17 protein-coding genes are annotated in these 14,705 nt (G+C 71.2%); 9 read left to right on the forward strand and 8 right to left on the reverse strand.

Annotation, left to right across the window (positions count from 1 at the left end; genetic code table 11):
• Window positions 1–15 precede the first annotated feature (15 nt).
• The 5 genes from BM127_RS13390 to BM127_RS13410 all read left to right on the forward strand — a co-directional run bounded on the left by BM127_RS13390 (window position 16) and on the right by BM127_RS13410 (window position 4,107).
• Window positions 16–543: a YbhB/YbcL family Raf kinase inhibitor-like protein gene (locus BM127_RS13390; protein WP_091199309.1), complete on the forward strand. Its 528-nt coding sequence runs from the start codon at window positions 16–18 to the stop codon at window positions 541–543.
• 332 nt (window positions 544–875) lie between these two features.
• Window positions 876–1,391, forward strand: a complete 516-nt coding sequence (locus BM127_RS13395) for a CAP domain-containing protein (protein WP_091199310.1) — start codon at window positions 876–878, stop codon at window positions 1,389–1,391.
• An 89-nt stretch (window positions 1,392–1,480) separates the two neighbouring features.
• Window positions 1,481–2,278 (forward strand): ABC transporter permease, encoded by a 798-nt coding sequence (locus tag BM127_RS13400; protein WP_091199470.1) that lies wholly within the window; start codon window positions 1,481–1,483, stop codon window positions 2,276–2,278.
• Window positions 2,271–3,104, forward strand: coding sequence for an ABC transporter permease (locus BM127_RS13405; RefSeq protein ID WP_231263389.1), 834 nt, complete (start codon window positions 2,271–2,273; stop codon window positions 3,102–3,104). The genes BM127_RS13400 and BM127_RS13405 overlap by 8 nt, the downstream gene beginning before the upstream one ends.
• Window position 3,105: 1 nt before the next feature.
• Complete coding sequence (locus BM127_RS13410) at window positions 3,106–4,107, forward strand: ABC transporter ATP-binding protein (RefSeq protein ID WP_091199311.1); 1,002 nt, start codon at window positions 3,106–3,108, stop codon at window positions 4,105–4,107.
• 20 nt (window positions 4,108–4,127) lie between these two features.
• Here BM127_RS13410 and BM127_RS13415 read toward each other — a convergent pair whose 3' ends face one another.
• A complete protein-coding gene (locus BM127_RS13415) occupies window positions 4,128–5,279 on the reverse strand; it encodes a PP2C family protein-serine/threonine phosphatase (RefSeq protein ID WP_157829572.1) in 1,152 nt (383 codons plus the stop codon).
• Window positions 5,280–5,355: 76 nt separating this feature from the next.
• Between BM127_RS13415 and BM127_RS13420 the strand changes: the two genes are divergently transcribed.
• Window positions 5,356–6,384 carry an alpha/beta hydrolase gene (locus BM127_RS13420; protein ID WP_091199313.1) on the forward strand — a complete coding sequence of 343 codons (1,029 nt, stop codon included), beginning with the start codon at window positions 5,356–5,358 and terminating at the stop codon, window positions 6,382–6,384.
• Here BM127_RS13420 and BM127_RS13425 read toward each other — a convergent pair.
• From BM127_RS13425 to BM127_RS13440, 4 genes are read right to left on the reverse strand one after another with little or no spacing between them, the layout of a single operon-like run.
• Window positions 6,328–7,089 (reverse strand): sulfite exporter TauE/SafE family protein, encoded by a 762-nt coding sequence (locus BM127_RS13425; protein ID WP_091199314.1) that lies wholly within the window; start codon window positions 7,087–7,089, stop codon window positions 6,328–6,330. The two genes, BM127_RS13420 and BM127_RS13425, sit on opposite strands and share 57 nt — an antisense overlap.
• Window positions 7,086–8,192 (reverse strand): SPFH domain-containing protein, encoded by a 1,107-nt coding sequence (locus BM127_RS13430; protein ID WP_091199315.1) that lies wholly within the window; start codon window positions 8,190–8,192, stop codon window positions 7,086–7,088. Before BM127_RS13430 ends, BM127_RS13425 begins: the two co-directional genes overlap by 4 nt.
• Window positions 8,193–8,240: 48 nt before the next feature.
• Entirely contained in the window at window positions 8,241–8,702 is a 462-nt protein-coding gene (locus BM127_RS13435) for an NfeD family protein (protein WP_091199316.1), read from the reverse strand.
• 17 nt (window positions 8,703–8,719) lie between these two features.
• The gene (locus tag BM127_RS13440) at window positions 8,720–9,526 is read right to left on the reverse strand and encodes an ABC transporter ATP-binding protein (protein WP_091199317.1); all 807 of its coding nucleotides are present in this window, start codon (window positions 9,524–9,526) and stop codon (window positions 8,720–8,722) included.
• A gap of 52 nt (window positions 9,527–9,578) precedes the next feature.
• Here BM127_RS13440 and BM127_RS13445 point away from each other — a divergent pair, with 52 nt between their 5' ends.
• On the forward strand, window positions 9,579–10,316 hold the full coding sequence (locus tag BM127_RS13445; RefSeq protein WP_231263388.1) for a hypothetical protein: 738 nt from the start codon (window positions 9,579–9,581) through the stop codon (window positions 10,314–10,316).
• A gap of 207 nt (window positions 10,317–10,523) precedes the next feature.
• Here the strand turns inward: BM127_RS13445 and BM127_RS13450 are convergent, their stop codons facing one another.
• Entirely contained in the window at window positions 10,524–10,964 is a 441-nt protein-coding gene (locus tag BM127_RS13450) for a DUF805 domain-containing protein (RefSeq protein WP_091199320.1), read from the reverse strand.
• A gap of 168 nt (window positions 10,965–11,132) precedes the next feature.
• On the opposite strand from BM127_RS13450, the gene serB reads away from it, so the two are divergent.
• The gene (gene serB, locus BM127_RS13455) at window positions 11,133–12,347 is read left to right on the forward strand and encodes a phosphoserine phosphatase SerB (protein WP_091199321.1); all 1,215 of its coding nucleotides are present in this window, start codon (window positions 11,133–11,135) and stop codon (window positions 12,345–12,347) included.
• On the opposite strand, the gene BM127_RS13460 is transcribed toward serB, so the two are convergent.
• Both BM127_RS13460 and BM127_RS13465 read right to left on the reverse strand, forming a co-directional pair.
• Window positions 12,337–13,140, reverse strand: coding sequence for a putative protein N(5)-glutamine methyltransferase (locus BM127_RS13460; RefSeq protein WP_091199322.1), 804 nt, complete (start codon window positions 13,138–13,140; stop codon window positions 12,337–12,339). The genes serB and BM127_RS13460 overlap by 11 nt on opposite strands.
• Window positions 13,137–13,667 (reverse strand): SixA phosphatase family protein, encoded by a 531-nt coding sequence (locus tag BM127_RS13465; RefSeq protein WP_091199323.1) that lies wholly within the window; start codon window positions 13,665–13,667, stop codon window positions 13,137–13,139. The genes BM127_RS13460 and BM127_RS13465 overlap by 4 nt, the downstream gene beginning before the upstream one ends.
• A gap of 33 nt (window positions 13,668–13,700) precedes the next feature.
• Between BM127_RS13465 and BM127_RS13470 the strand changes: the two genes are divergently transcribed.
• On the forward strand, window positions 13,701–14,690 hold the full coding sequence (locus BM127_RS13470; RefSeq protein ID WP_091199324.1) for a cyanophycinase: 990 nt from the start codon (window positions 13,701–13,703) through the stop codon (window positions 14,688–14,690).
• Window positions 14,691–14,705 lie beyond the last annotated feature (15 nt).

A 14,705-nucleotide genomic window follows, 5' to 3' on the forward strand; every position in this document is an offset into this window, starting at 1 on the left:
GGCTAGGTTCGAGGGATGAGCACAGGCATCGAACGACCCGTGGCCCCGAATCCCTACGACTACCTCCCGGCGACCGCGTCCTTCAGCGTCACCAGCGACGACGTCACCGACGGAGCCCCCCTCAAGGACGACCAGGTCGCCGACCTCGGCAACACCTCTCCCCAGCTCAGCTGGTCGGGTGCGCCCGAGGGCACCCAGTCCTTCGTCGTCACCTGTTTCGACCCCGACGCCCCCACCCCGAGCGGGTTCTGGCACTGGGGCCTGGTGGACCTCCCGGCCGACGTCACGTCACTGGACACCGGCGCCGCGGCCGGCAGCCTGCCGGGCGGCGCCTTCCACGTCCGCAACGACGGCGGCGAGGCCGGCTTCATGGGTGCTGCGCCGCCCGAGGGCGACCAGCCGCACCGCTACTTCTTCGTCGTGCACGCGGTGAAGGACGCGACCCTCGGCGTGGACGCGGACGCCTCCAACGCCGTCGTGTCCTTCAACCTCGCCTTCAAGACGCTGGGGCGCGCGATCCTCCACGGCACCTACCAGCACTGACGTCGCCGGGGCTGCGACTCGTCCCACGCGCCACATACGCCACACACGTCCCACCCACCTCAGGAGACTCGTGATCTGGGCCGACAGGTCCAGACCGCGGGTCTCCTTTTCGCGCATTCGGCCCTCGAAGAAAGCGTCAAGGCGTTTGGATCTACACCAGACGGTTTCCGCGCTCTTGCTACGAAAAAGTCACCCACCACGGGCGCAAGCGGATTCCACAGGACAAAAGTCGGCCACAGAGCCACCTCCAGGGGTACTCTTCAGGCCGAATCTCTTAGATTCCGTCAAGATTCGCTCAACCCCCGATTGCGGATCTTCTTGGGAGGAACCCCGTGCGCCACCCCCGAACCCTCTGCCGCCTGGCGACGCTCGGCGTCGCTGCGGCGCTGCTGTGCGGTCTGCCGACCGCCGCGGAGGCGAAGACCTGGTCCGTGCCGACCACGGTCGCGGTCAAGGACGCCGGCACACTGAGCAGCGACGACCTCGAGGACGCGCTGATGGTCGAGATCAACATCGCTCGCGACCAGCAGGGGCTCCGCAAGATCTGGAACTTCGACGTCTGCACCGACCAGATGGCCGAGCAGTGGGGTTCCCGCATCGCCCGCACCGGCGTGTTCGAGCACCGCGACCAGAACGAGGTCATCCGCAGGTGCAACAACTCCTGGGCCGGCGAGACCCTCGTCCGCGGCGCGGGACTCACCCCGCAGGGCATGGTCGAGCTCTGGCTCAACTCCCCCGGCCACCGCGAGATCCTGCTCAGCCCCCGTGCGCGCCGCGCCGGTGTGGCGGTCACCGAGGACCCGCAGGGCCGCGTCATCGGCGTCGTGAACCTGGTGCGCCACAACTGAGCGTGGTGCGCGGCACCCCCGATCTGTGAGACGATCCCCGGCCCCCATCGTGGGTGGGCCGGGGATCGATCTTGCACGAGGGGGACGAGATGCTGCACGTCGCCATCGCGACCCGTGCCTTCCGCCGCTACTCCACCTACCGTGCCGCCACCCTCGCCGGGATCTTCACCAACTCGGTCTTCGGGATCATCTACTCCTACGCCTACCTCGCGCTCTGGGACGCCAACCCCACCGCGGGCGGCTACGACGCCCAGGACGCGGTGACGTACGTCTGGCTCGGCCAGGCACTGCTGATGACGATCGCCCTCTGGGGCGGGGGCACCACCGACGACCTCGCCGAGCGGATCCGCACCGGCGACGTCGCGATCGACCTCTACCGCCCGGTCGGCCTCGTCGGCTGGTACCTCGCCAGCGACCTCGGGCGCGCGGCCTACCACCTCCTCACCCGCGGCTTCGGGCCCACGCTCATCGGCGTGCTGGTGTTCCACATCGCGCTCCCCTCCTCGGTGGTCAACGCGTTCGCGTTCGCGGTGTCGCTGGTCCTGGCCGTCGTAGTGAGCTTCGCGATCCGCTTCCTCGTGGCGAGCACGGCCTTCTGGCTGCTCGACCAGTCGGGCGTCAAGGTGATGAGCGGCGCCTTCGCGATCTTCTTCAGCGGGATGATGCTGCCGCTGGTGCTCTTCCCCGGCTGGCTCGGCACCGTCGCCAACGTCCTGCCGTGGGCGTCGTACGTCCAGGTGCCCGCGGACATCTGGTTGGGCAAGCACACCGGCAGCGGCCTGCTCACCGCGCTCGGCTTCCAGGTCTTCTGGGCCGTCGTCCTTCTGGCCACCTGCCAGGGCGTGCTGCGCCTGGCGACCCGCAAGGTGGTGGTCCAGGGTGGCTGACACCGCAACCGGCGGCGCCGTCGTCGGAGGGCTGCAGCACCTGCGCACCTACGGCCAGATCGCGTGGCTCTGGATCCGCGCCGCCTGGCAGTACCCCACGTCGTTCGTCCTGCTGGCGATCGGCAACGGCCTGATCACCGGCCTGGACTTCGTCGGGCTGTGGATCATGTTCGCCCACCTCGACGACCTCAAGGGCTTCACGCTCCACGAGGTCGCACTCCTCTACGGCAGTGCCTCCCTCGCCCTCGCGATCGCCGACACGGCCATCGGCAGCGTCGAACGGATCGGCACCTACATCCGCACCGGCCGGCTCGACCAGATGATGACCAAGCCGGTCCCGCTGCTGGTGCAGGTGTGCGCCGACCAGTTCACGCTGCGTCGCCTCGGGCGGCTCACCCAGGCGAGCATCGTCTTCGGCTGGGCCTGCACCTACGTCGACTGGACGCCGTTGCGCGTCGTGGTCGCGGTGTCGATGCTCATCAGCGGCGGCCTCGTGTTCTTCGGCCTGTTCGTCGGCTTCTCGTGCATCCAGTTCTGGACGACGGACGCGACCGAGTTCGCCAACGCCTTCACCTACGGCGGCGCGACCGTGACCCAGTACCCGCTCAACATCTTCCCCCGCGAGGTGCTCGTCGGGTTGACCTTCGTGATCCCGGTGGCCTTCGTGAACTGGTATCCCTGCCTCTACCTCCTGGGACGCAGCGACCCGTCCGGCATGCCGTACGCGCTGCAGTTCGCGTCCCCGGTGGCCGGGGTGCTCACGATGGCCGCGGCCCTGCTCGTGTGGCGCTCCGGCGTCCGCCACTACACCTCCACCGGGAGCTGACATGTCCACCGACGCAGACCGCCACGACCCCACGCAGGCCGGGGCGCTGATCGAGGTGCAGGACCTCGAGCGCACCTTCGACGTGCGCCGACGGGTCGAGGGTCGCCGCCGTCGCTCCCGCGAGCAGGTGGTGGCCGTCCACGACCTCACCTTCTCCGTCCGGCCCGGCGAGATGGTCGGCTACATCGGCCCCAACGGCGCGGGGAAGTCGACCACGATCAAGATGCTCACCGGGATCCTCGTGCCCACCGGGGGCCGGGTGCAGGTCGCCGGCCTCGATCCGAGCCGCAACCGCGTCGAGCTGACCCGCCGGATCGGCGTCGTCTTCGGGCAGCGTTCCACGCTCTGGTGGGACCTGCCGCTGATCGACTCCTTCGAGCTGCTCCAGAGGATGTATCGCATCCCACCCGCGCGCTACCGCGAGAACCTCGACCGCTTCATCGAGATCCTCGACCTCGGCGACCAGCTCGACACCCCGGTGCGCCAGCTCAGCCTGGGCCAGCGGATGCGCGGCGACATCACTGCGGCGCTGCTGCACGACCCGGAGGTGCTCTACCTCGACGAGCCCACCATCGGCCTCGACGTGGTCAGCAAGGGGCGTCTGCGCGAGTTCCTGCGCTCGCTCAACGCCGAGCGCAACACCACGTTGATGCTCACCACCCACGACCTCCAGGACATCGAGGCCCTCTGCGAGCGGGTGATCGTCATCGACCACGGCACGAGCGTCTACGACGGCTCGCTGGCCGGGCTGCACGCCCAGGGCGGGTCCACCCGGACGCTCGTCGTCGACCTCGTCGACGAGGCCCCGCCCATCGACGTGCCGGGCGCCGAGGTGCGTCGCGTCGAGGGACCGCGGCAGTGGCTGTCCTTCCCGAGCGACGCGAGCGCGGCGCCGATCGTCGCCGCGGTGGCGTCGGCGTACGACGTCGCTGACCTGTCGATCCAAGAGCCCGACATCGAGGACGTCATCCGCGACCTCTACTCACGGGGCGCGCAGGCCTGACCTGCGCGCTGGACGAGGGCTCAGGCCCCGAGTCCGCGGAACTGCTCGGAGTCGCGCTCGGGCGAGGTCAGCGGCTGGCGCTCGAGGACGAGCATCGCGCGGTCGTCGTCGCCCCGCGGGACCTTCTTGAGGACCCGCTTGGGCATGCCGGTGAAGCCGCGCGCGTCGACGGCCTGGAGGGCCACCTCGCGCAGCCAGTCGATGCCGTCGTCGAGGTCGCGGTCGGAGGTCTCGATCACGCCGTCGGTGTAGAACATCAACGCCTCCCCGGGGCGCAGGCGCCCACGGCTCGGAGTGAAGTCGGCCTCCTCGATGACGCCGAGCGCCATGCCGCGGGCGTTGTCGATCGACCACCCGCGCTCCCCGAGGTGCCAGTGGAGCGCCGGCGGGTGGCCCGCACTGGTGATCGTGTAGTCGCCGGTGACCAGGTCGACCTTGATGTGCACGGCGGTGGCCAGGGACTCGTCGGACTCCTGCCGCAGCAGGAAGTTGTTGGCGGCGGCCATCAGGTCGGCCGGCGGCAGTGCCCCGATCAGCCCGCCCAGAGCACCGGCGAACTGGAGCGCCTGCGGTCCGACCGTCGTGCCCTTGCCGCACACGTCGACGAGGGCCATCTCCAGCCACCGGCCCTCGCGGAGGTCGGCGACCAGGAAGTCGCCGGCATAGCTGGGGCCGTTGGCGGTGATCGTGGCGGACTGGGTGCGCCACCCGTTGGGGAGCGGCGGGACGACCCCCTGGCGCTGCAGTCGGTCGCGGAGCTGGGTCAGCACGGCCTCGCTGAGCGCCATCGGCAGCCCGGACCGCTGCTTGCTCGCCTGGTAGACGGCGAGCAGGAGACCGATGGCGAAGATGACCAGCGCCGCTCCCCTGCTGGCGGTCGCGAAGCTGCTCTGGACGGAGGTCCACCACGCGACGCCCATGAGGACCAGGCCCAGCACCACGAGCGGGAGGAAGCGCAGCAGCATCGTGCCGAGCATGAGGAAGAGGAACCACAGCGAGACCGGCACCACCCGCTCGACCAGGGCACCGATGCCGACGGCGAGCGCGACCAGCGCGAGCATGATGGTCAGCATGAAGGCCTGGCTGCCCCGCGAACCCGTGCGCCAGCCCTCGACGCGCTGCTGCACGTAGGTCGAGAACCCGCGCATCAGGGACCCCAGCGCGTTCGACACAGGCGAAGGGTAAAGGCCAGCCACCCGGCCCCGAGGTCGAACCACGAAATCGTAGGCCGCTCGATAGGGTCGGGTCATGCCCCTGGTGCCGCCGCAGGCCGACGTCCTCGGACCTGACTACCGGGTGGAGACGATCTCGCTCCCGCCCGACAGCGAGGGCGCCGTCGTCGCCACGCTCGTCACCCTCGAGCCCACCCGTCCCAACGGACGCGCGGTGCTCCACGTCCACGGCTTCGCCGACTACTTCTTCCACACCGAGTACGCCCGCTGGTGGGCCGACCGCGGCTACACGTTCTACGCCCTCGACCTCCGCAAGTACGGCCGGTCGCTGCGTGAGCACCAGACCCCCAACTACGTCGGCGACCTCCACGAGTACTACGCGGAGATCGACCTGGCGTGGTGGCGGATCACCCAGCGCGACGGGCACCGTGAGGTCATCGCCTCGGGCCACTCCACCGGCGGGCTGACCGTGCCCCTCTGGGCGCACGAGCGTCGGCCTCCCGAGCTGCTGGCGATGGTGCTCAACTCGCCGTGGTTCGACATGCAGGGGTCGGCCTGGCTGCGCAGCCCGGCGGCCCGGGTCGCGATCGAGCGGTTCGGCACCACCCGCCCGATGCAGGCGATCCCGCGCAAGATCAGCGGTGTCTACGGGCGCTCGCTGCACCGCGAGCACGGGGGCGAGTGGGACTACGACCTGGGCTGGAAACCGCTCGAGTCCCGACCGGTCTACGTCGGCTGGCTCCGGGCCGTACGCCGTGGGCACGCGATGCTGCACGCAGGCTTGGATGTCGCGTGCCCGACCCTGGTGCTGTCGTCGGCGCGCTCGCACTTCGGGGAGCAGACCGACGTCACCGCCTCCACCCACGACATCGTCCTCGACGTCGAGCAGATCAGGCGGTGGGCGTCGTCGGTCGGACGGCACGTCACCTCGATCGCCGTCGACGGCGCCATGCACGACGTCGTGCTGTCCCGGCCGGAGGTGCGGGCGCGGGCCTACACCGAGATCGCCACGTGGTTGCGGGCGTGGGTGGAGCCACCGGGGGCGCCGTCAGACGAGCAGGACCACGAGGGCGACGAGCCCGACGACGGCGATCACGGCGCGTAGCAGTGCCGGCGAGAGCCGACGCCCGACGGTGGCGCCGATCTGGCCCCCGACGACCGAGCCGAGCGCGATCAGGCCCGCCACCGCCCAGTCGATGTCGGCGACCGCGATGAACACGACGGCGGCGACGCCGTTGACGATCAGCGCGAGGACGTTCTTGGTGGCGGTGTGGCGCTGCATCGAGTCGGCCAGCCCGATGCCGAGGATCGCCATGAGCAGGACCCCCTGCGCGGCACCGAAGTAGCCGCCGTACACCCCGGCTGCGGCCACCGCCGGCCACACCCACCACACGCCGTGGTCGGGGATGCCGCCGCGTGACTCGGCCCGCGCCGCGACGGCGCGCTGGATCCGGGGCCCGAAGATCACCAGCAGCACGCCCAGCAGGATCAGGACCGGCACGATGGTGTCGAACGCCGCGGAGGGCAGGACGAGCAGGAGCAACGCGCCCGCGATGCCCCCGACGAGCGAGGCGGACCCGAGCCGCAGGACACGGGAGCGTTGCCCGGCGAGCTCGCGTCGGTAGCCGACGACCCCCGACATGCTGCCGGGGACCAGGCCGACCGTGTTGCTCACGTTGGCGGTCACCGGGGGGACGCCGAACGCCAGCAGGGTCGGGAACGTGATCAGCGTTCCCGACCCCACCACGGTGTTGATGGTGCCGGCGGCCACCCCCGCGAGGGTGATCAGGACGGCTTCGAGCGGACTCACTCCCGCGGGGGTCCACCCTCGGCGGGAGCGTCGACCACGGGTGCGGGCGTCGTCCGCGTCGGGGCCTGCGCCACCGACTCTGCCTCGGCGATGGCCTCCTCGACGACCTTGCTGGTGCCCGATCCGGAGGGCTTCGGCAGCTGCGGCTCCGAGGGGCCCATGTCGACGCGGGTGCGCGGCGTGGCGTCGCGCGGGATGCCGGCGATCTCGTGGATCGATGAGCCGAGCCCCTCCATCGCCTTGGTGATCTCCGAGGGGATGACCCACACCTTGTTGGCGCTGCCCTCGGCGATCTTCGGCATCATCTGGAGGTACTGGTAGGCGAGCAGCGACTGGTCGGGCTGGCCGTCGTGGATCGCCTGGAAGACGGTCTGGATGGCCTGGCCCTCACCCTGGGCCCGCAGGATCGAGGCCTCGCGGTCGGCCTGGGCGCGCAGGATCTGCGACTCGCGGTCACCCTCGGCGTTCAGGATCTGCGACTGCTTCGAACCCTCGGCGGTGAGGATCGCAGCCTGGCGCTGGCCCTCGGCGGTGAGGATGACGGCGCGCTTCTCGCGGTCGGCGCGCATCTGCTTCTCCATCGAGTCCTTGATGGAGGGCGGCGGGTCGATGCCCTTGAGCTCGACGCGGTTGACGCGGATGCCCCACTTGCCGGTGGCCTCGTCGAGGACGCCGCGCAGGCCGGAGTTGATGGAGTCGCGGCTGGTCAGCGTCTCCTCGAGGTCCATGCCGCCGACGATGTTGCGCAGCGTGGTCATGGTGAGCTGCTCGATGGCCTGGATGTAGTTGGCGATCTCGTACGTCGCCGCGACCGGGTCGGTGACCTGGAAGTAGATGACGGTGTCGATCGACACGACCAGGTTGTCCTCGGTGATCACCGGCTGCGGCGGGAAGCTCACGACCTGCTCGCGCAGGTCGATGAGGTAGCGCACCTTGTCGATGAACGGCACCAGGATGTTGAGTCCGGCCGGCAGCGTCGACTTGTACTTGCCGAACCGCTCGACGACGGCGGCGCGTGCCTGGGGCACGATCTTCACCGTCTTGGCGAGCATCACGACGACGAAGACGATGATGAGCAGGAACAGGACCAACAGTGCGGTCATTCGGTTCTCCCCCAGATGTTGTGGTGCGGTGGTGTGGCGGTGCCGTGCTCAGGACTCGAGCGTGGCCACGGGGTGGACGTAGGCCGTCGCACCCTTGATCTGCAGGATCTCGACGGTCTCGCCGGCAGTGATCCGCAGGTTCTCGTCGTAGGGCAGGGCGGTCCAGGTCTCGCCACCGGCCTTGATGCGGCCCGCGGAGAGGCCGGTGATCTCCTCGGTGACCGTGCCCCGGGTGCCGACCAGCTTGCCGTGGCCGAGCGACAGCTCGGGGCCGCTGTGCAGCTGCTTGAGCACCGTCGGACGCACGAGCGCGAGCGCGGCCACCGACGCCGCGAGCGCGAGCAGGATCTGGGCGACGACCGGCAGCCCGATCAGGGCGGCGACCATCCCGATGACGGCACCGGCGGCCAGCATCGCCAGGATCAGGTCCAGGCTGAACATCTCGGCGACGCCGAGCGCGATCGACAGCGCCAGCCAGGTCTCCCAGAGGTGGTCGCGGATCCAGTCCATGTCCAGAGCCTAACCAGTCACTGACTGAGGATCCGCTGGGCCGGGCGACGGCGCGCGGCGAAACGGTCGTCGGCGCGGCTCAGGAGCAGCGGCATGCCGAACGCGTCGGACAGCGTCTCGGCGGTGACGACGTCGTCCACCGGTCCCGCGTCGACCACGCGTCCCTCCCGCAGGAGCAGGGCATGGGTGAAACCGGGAGGGATCTCCTCGACGTGGTGCGAGACCAGCACGGTGGCCGGTGAGTCGGGGTCCATGGCGAGCTCCGACAGCGTGGCGACGAGGTCCTCGCGGCCACCGAGGTCGAGACCGGCAGCCGGCTCGTCCAGCAGCAGCAGCTCCGGGTCGGTCATCAGCGCGCGCGCGATCTGGACCCGCTTGCGCTCCCCCTCGCTGAGGGTGCCGAAGGTGCGCTCGGCGAGGTGGGCGGCACCGACCTCGGCCAGGAGCTCACCGGCGCGGTCGTGGTCGAGGTCGGCGTACTGCTCGCGCCACCTGCCGACGACGCCGTACGACGCGGAGACGACGACGTCCTTGACCAGCTCCGACCTGGGGATCCGGTCGGCCAGCGCAGCGCTGGTGAGCCCGATGCGGGGCCGGAGCTCGAAGACGTCCGTGGTGCCCAGCACCTCGTCGAGGATGCCGGCGACACCCGAGGTCGGGTGGAGCTGCGCGGCGGCGACCTGGAGGAGAGTCGTCTTGCCGGCGCCGTTGGGTCCGAGGACCACCCAGCGCTCGTCCTCCTCGACCTCCCAGCTCACGTCGTCGAGCAGCAGGGACCGGCCACGGCGCACCGTGACCCCTGCGAACTCGATGACGGCGACCATGTGACGCACCCTATCCAGCGTCCGGGCCCGCTCCGGGCCGGACACGACGGTCATGCAGGAGCGAGTAGCCTCGCCCGCGATGTCGTCCTCCTCGCTGGCCCTGCCCCACTCGGCCGTCCTCGCCTGGTGGCTCACCGCCTGGCTGCGCGGCCACGAGCAGACCGACCACGTCCTCGATGTGCTGGCCGACGACACCCACCTGCTGGACGGCGGCTCGGCGCTCGACCTCCTGGCGCGCACGCGCGCCGGCGGCGCGACGTACGCCGGACTGGCGCTTCCCGTCGACGGCGACCCATTGGGCCTCGGTGGCCCCCGCGCCTTCAACGAGGCGGCGATGGACGCCGGTCAGGCCGTGGTGGCGGGTGCGGTCGGGCTGGTGCCGGAGGAACGGGGCGAGACCGTGCAGTGGCGCGTCCTCGAGGCGGCACCGCGGCAGCTGCCGGACGTGGGCGAGGCGGACCGTGGACTGCGCGAGTCACTCATCGGCGCGGCGGGCGACCTCGCCGACCTGGACGTGGCGCGGTGGCGCCCGGAGGCCGCCGATGCCCTGATGAACCTGCACCACCGACCGGCGCTGGAGGCACCTCTCGGCACGCCGCCGCGGTGCGTGGACCTCGCGGCCCGCGGGTTGCAGGCCTGGGCCATCGTCGACCTGGCGCTCGCCGACGACGGCGGGGCGATCTCGGCGTACGAGGTGGAGCGCCGCCGCGGGCTGCTGCAGCCGCTGGGACGTGCGGCGCGGCGTGCCGTCGTGGCGGCGTGCTCGCCCGAGGTGTGGCCCGACCGGTAGTCGGATCCCTCACGTCGTCCGAGAACAGCAGGACGAGCGGTTCACCGGGACTGGGCGTGCCGCCGGCGTCGAGACCGCCGACCTCGCCGTCACCGGACGGGGGCACGGGCGCCGGAGTAGGTAGGCCCGACGGGCCACCGACAACGCCCGGGTGCGGCCGAGAGGGCCGCGCCCGGGCGTGGCGTGGTGGGCGGTGTGCGGTGGGCGTCAGCCGCCGTACTGGCCGGTGCCGTAGGGCTCGGCCGGCGGGGGCGGCGGGTAGGCGCCGGTCGGGCCGTTCTTGGGGTCGGGACCGTACTGGTTGTCGCCCGGCTTGGTGTCGGTGCAGTACCAGACGATCACGATGATCCAGCCGACGATCGGGATGATGCCGAGGAGGATCCACCACCCGCTCCTGTTGATGTCGTGCAGCCGGCGGATGGCCACGGCCAGGGAGGGCAGGAACAGGGCGAGGCTCCCGAGGGTGTTGATCAGGCCACCGCTCGTGTTCCCGTCGTAGTCGGTGCCGAGGATGCTGTCGAGGATGCTGGTGACGATCCCGACGAGGAAGGTGAAGAGGACGAAGTACCAGAACTCCGACCGGCGCGCGCGCCCGCTGAAACCGACGTACTTGGCGAAGCAGGTCCGGACCGCTGTCATGAAGTCCATGGATAACCCCCTGGGTTCGGGCGGTGCCGTGGGTGGACCGCCAGCGGCAGCAACGTAGGGCATCGCCGGGGGTGTGATCCAGCGTCGCGGCCGCACCGGAGCGGGACTTCGACCGATGGACGGACTGCCCCGCGGTCGGCCGGGTGCCGCGACTAGCCTTCCCCCACCATGGAAGACGAGCCGAAGACTCTCCTGCTCACCCTCACGGGCAAGGACCGGCCGGGCGTCACCTCCGCGATGTTCGACGTGCTGGCCGCGGCGGGTGTCGAGGTCCTCGACATCGAGCAGATCGTGCTGCGCCGCCGCCTCCTGCTCGGCATCCTGGTCACCGCGCCGCGGGACTGGAAGAAGCTGCGCGACGTCATCGAGCGCACCGCCGCCGCGCTCGACATGAACGTCGAGGTCGACCGCGGAGCCGGCGACAACAGGAGCCGGCGCGGGGACCGGTCGCACATCACGCTCATCGGCAGTCCGTTGAAGGCGTCCGCGATGGCCGCGATCGCCGGCCGGATCGCCGACTCCGGCGCCAACATCGACCGGATCGAGCGCCTGGCGCGCTATCCGGTGACCGCGATCGAGCTGCACGTCTCCGGTGCGCCGGCCGACACGCTCCGCCCGCTGCTGTCCACGGAGGCCGTGCGACTCGGCATCGACCTCGCCGTGCAGCGCGAGTCGCTGCACCGCCGCGGTGTGCGCCTGATCGTGATGGACGTCGACTCCACGCTGATCCAGGGCGAGGTGATCGAGATGATCGCCGCCCATGCCGGCCAGGAGGTCGAGGTCGCCCGGGTGACCGAGGCGGCGATGCGGGGAGAGCTGGACTTCGAGGAGTCGCTGCGCGAGCGGGTGGCGCTGCTGGAGGGCGTGCCGGTCTCGGCGCTGGACGAGGTCTACGACTCCATCGCGCTCGCACCCGGCGCGCGCACGATGGTGCGTACGCTGCGGCGCCTGGGCTACCGCTTCGCGATCGTCTCGGGCGGCTTCAGCCAGATCACCGACCGCCTCGCCGCAGACCTGGGCATCCACTTCGCCCGCGCCAACGAGCTCGAGATCGTCGACGGCCGCCTCACCGGCCGGATCGTGGGCGAGGTCGTCGATCGCGCCGGCAAGGCCACGGCCCTGCGCGAGTTCGCCGCGGAGGTGGGGGTTCCGCTGGACGCGGTGATCGCCATCGGGGACGGCGCCAACGACCTCGACATGCTCAACGAGGCCGGCCTCGGCATCGCCTACAACGCCAAGCCGATGGTGCGCGACGCGGCGCAGACGTCGGTCAACGTCCCCTACCTCGACACCGTCCTCTACCTGCTCGGCATCTCCCGCGAGCAGATCGAGGACGCCGACGCCGACGCCGGGATCGTCACGCCGGCCCCGGTCATCGACTGACGGACCTCACGCCGACCGCGACGCACCCGCCGATCTCGTCGTCCACGACGACCTCGGTCATCAGGCCGACCGCCGCCATGGCCGCAGTCGTCAGCGGCGCCTGCGCCCGGCTGGTCTCGATGAGCAGGACTCCCCCGGGCGCCAGCCAGTCCGCGGCACCCGCCGCGAGCCGGCGGTGCAGGTCGACGCCGTCCGCGCCGCCGTCGAGCGCGCTCAGGGGCTCGTGGTCGCGCGCCTCGACCGGCATCGACCCGATCCGGTCGGTGGGCACGTAGGGGGCGTTGGCCGCCAGTACGCCGACCCGGCCCCGCAGGGAGTGCGGCAGGGCGTCGTAGAGGTCGCCTGCGTGCAGCGCTGCACCCGGCGCGTTGTGGCGGGCGCACACCAACGCCGTCGGGCTCAGGTCCGCGGCGTGCACCTCGGCCGCGGTGCCGTCGAGGCAGGCCGCGACCGGCGCGACCCCGCAGCACATCTCCACGACGACGACCCGGCCCTCCACCGCGGCGACGCGGGCGAGCGTCGTACGGGCGAGCAGCTCGGTGCGGCGGCGCGGGACGAACACCCCCGGCGCCACAGACAGCCGGCGGCCGAGGAAGGCGACCCATCCGAGCACGGTCTCCAGCGGTTCCCCGCCGACGCGGCGTGCGACGAGCGCGTCCAGCTCGGTGACGGTCCCGGCCGCGGCCTGCAGCAGTGCGGCCTCGTCCTCGGCCCACACGCATCCGGCGGCGCGCAGACGCGCCACGACCACGGGGTCGGGAGCGGGGTCGGGAGCGGGGTCCGGACCGCTCACGCATCCCCGGCGTGGAACGCCTCGAGCCGGCCGGCGCCGGCTCCGAGGTCGGCCCACTCGCCGGCGATCGCGAACACGGCCAGGGCAGACGTCGGGAAGCCCCGGGTGACGAGGCCGGTCGTGGCGGCAGGGTCGCCCTCGCCGTCGTCGATCAGCTCGGCGATGGACGCCATCGTGGGGTTGTGCCCGATCACGAGGAGCGTCGTCACCGTGGCGTGGACATCGCGGATCAGGTCGAAGGCCGAGTCCGGACCGGCGGCGTAGAGGGCCCCGGAGAGGTCGGCGGTCGTCTCCCAGTCGGCAGCGAGCGCGACCTCCTCCCAGGTCTGCCGGGTGCGCAGGGCGTCCGACACGAGCGCGGCGTCGGGGACGATCCCCTGCTCGCGCAGCCAGCGCCCGGCGTGCGCTGCGTCCCCGCGACCGCGGGCCGCCAGGGCTCGGTCGTGGTCGGACGGAGCGGTCGGCTCGGCCTTCGCGTGACGCATCACGACCAGCCGTCGGAGTCCTTCGCTGGATGGTTGCTGCATCGGCACACCTTTGCAGCCGCTAGCCTGCGTGTCATGCCCAACGGACCACTCATGATCATCGGTGGTGCCGAGGACAAGGTGCGCAAGCCGACGATCCTCAAGCACTTCGTCGCCCTCAGCGGAGGCAAGGACTCCCGGATCGCGGTCATCCCGACCGCGTCCTCCCTCGGGCGGGAGGTCGTCGACGTCTACGACGCCCTCTTCACCAAGTTCGGTGCCGACCGCGTCGACGCCGTACGACCCGAGAGCCGCGAGCAGGCGCAGGACCCGGCGCTGGTGAAGGCGCTCGACGAGGCCACCGGCATCTTCATGACCGGCGGCAACCAGCTCAAGCTGTCGTCGATCGTGTGCGGCACCCCGGTGGGCGACGCGATCCTGCGCGCCCACGAGCGCGGTGCCGTCGTGGCCGGCACCTCGGCGGGCGCGAGCATCCAGTCGTCGCACATGGTCGCCTTCGGCGTCGGCGGCGCGACGCCGAAGCAGCGGATGACCCAGGTGGCAGCCGGTCTCGGCCTGGTCGACGCCACCGTCATCGACCAGCACTTCGACCAGCGCAACCGCTACGGCCGGCTCCTGATGATCGTCGCGCAGAGCCCGCACCTGCTGGGCATCGGCGTGGACGAGGACACCTGCGGCCTGGTCGAGGACATCGACGGCGACATGGTCATGCGGGTCCTCGGCAAGGGTGCGGTCACGATCTTCGACGGCTCCCGGATGGTGTCGAACGCCTACGAGGCCACCCGGTCCTCGCCGCTGCTGGCGAGCGGCGTGCTCTTCCACGTGCTGCCCGAGAAGGCCGTCTTCAACCTGTCGACGCGCGAGCTCGTCGCCCAGGAGCCGGACATCGCCGCGGAGGATGCCGACGAGCTCGCCGAGGCCAGTCGCGACCTGCGCCAGCTGGCCCGCGACATCGCGGCCGCCGACGCTGCTCCGGCCGCGATCCGCCGCCGCCTCAAGATGCGGCGTGCCTCCCGGCCGTCCATCGACCTGCCCCCGAGCCTCAACCAGGGAGACAACGCATGACCGAGCGCAGCGAGG

Origin of the sequence: Nocardioides alpinus, assembly GCF_900112035.1 — a bacterium.
Taxonomy (GTDB): Bacteria; Actinomycetota; Actinomycetes; order Propionibacteriales; family Nocardioidaceae; genus Nocardioides; species Nocardioides alpinus.

Excerpts from the sequence above, each read along its gene's own strand:
- BM127_RS13390 (WP_091199309.1), top strand. The coding sequence starts at position 16 with ATGAGCACAGGCATCGAACGACCCGTGGCCCCGAATCCCTACGACTAC.
- BM127_RS13400 (WP_091199470.1), top strand. The coding sequence starts at position 1,481 with ATGCTGCACGTCGCCATCGCGACCCGTGCCTTCCGCCGCTACTCCACC.
- BM127_RS13410 (WP_091199311.1), top strand. The coding sequence starts at position 3,106 with ATGTCCACCGACGCAGACCGCCACGACCCCACGCAGGCCGGGGCGCTG.
- BM127_RS13420 (WP_091199313.1), top strand. The coding sequence starts at position 5,356 with ATGCCCCTGGTGCCGCCGCAGGCCGACGTCCTCGGACCTGACTACCGG.
- BM127_RS13430 (WP_091199315.1), bottom strand. The coding sequence starts at position 8,192 with ATGACCGCACTGTTGGTCCTGTTCCTGCTCATCATCGTCTTCGTCGTC.
- BM127_RS13435 (WP_091199316.1), bottom strand. The coding sequence starts at position 8,702 with ATGGACTGGATCCGCGACCACCTCTGGGAGACCTGGCTGGCGCTGTCG.
- BM127_RS13440 (WP_091199317.1), bottom strand. The coding sequence starts at position 9,526 with ATGGTCGCCGTCATCGAGTTCGCAGGGGTCACGGTGCGCCGTGGCCGG.
- BM127_RS13445 (WP_231263388.1), top strand. The coding sequence starts at position 9,579 with ATGCAGGAGCGAGTAGCCTCGCCCGCGATGTCGTCCTCCTCGCTGGCC.
- BM127_RS13450 (WP_091199320.1), bottom strand. The coding sequence starts at position 10,964 with ATGGACTTCATGACAGCGGTCCGGACCTGCTTCGCCAAGTACGTCGGT.
- serB (WP_091199321.1), top strand. The coding sequence starts at position 11,133 with ATGGAAGACGAGCCGAAGACTCTCCTGCTCACCCTCACGGGCAAGGAC.
- BM127_RS13465 (WP_091199323.1), bottom strand. The coding sequence starts at position 13,667 with ATGCAGCAACCATCCAGCGAAGGACTCCGACGGCTGGTCGTGATGCGT.
- BM127_RS13470 (WP_091199324.1), top strand. The coding sequence starts at position 13,701 with ATGCCCAACGGACCACTCATGATCATCGGTGGTGCCGAGGACAAGGTG.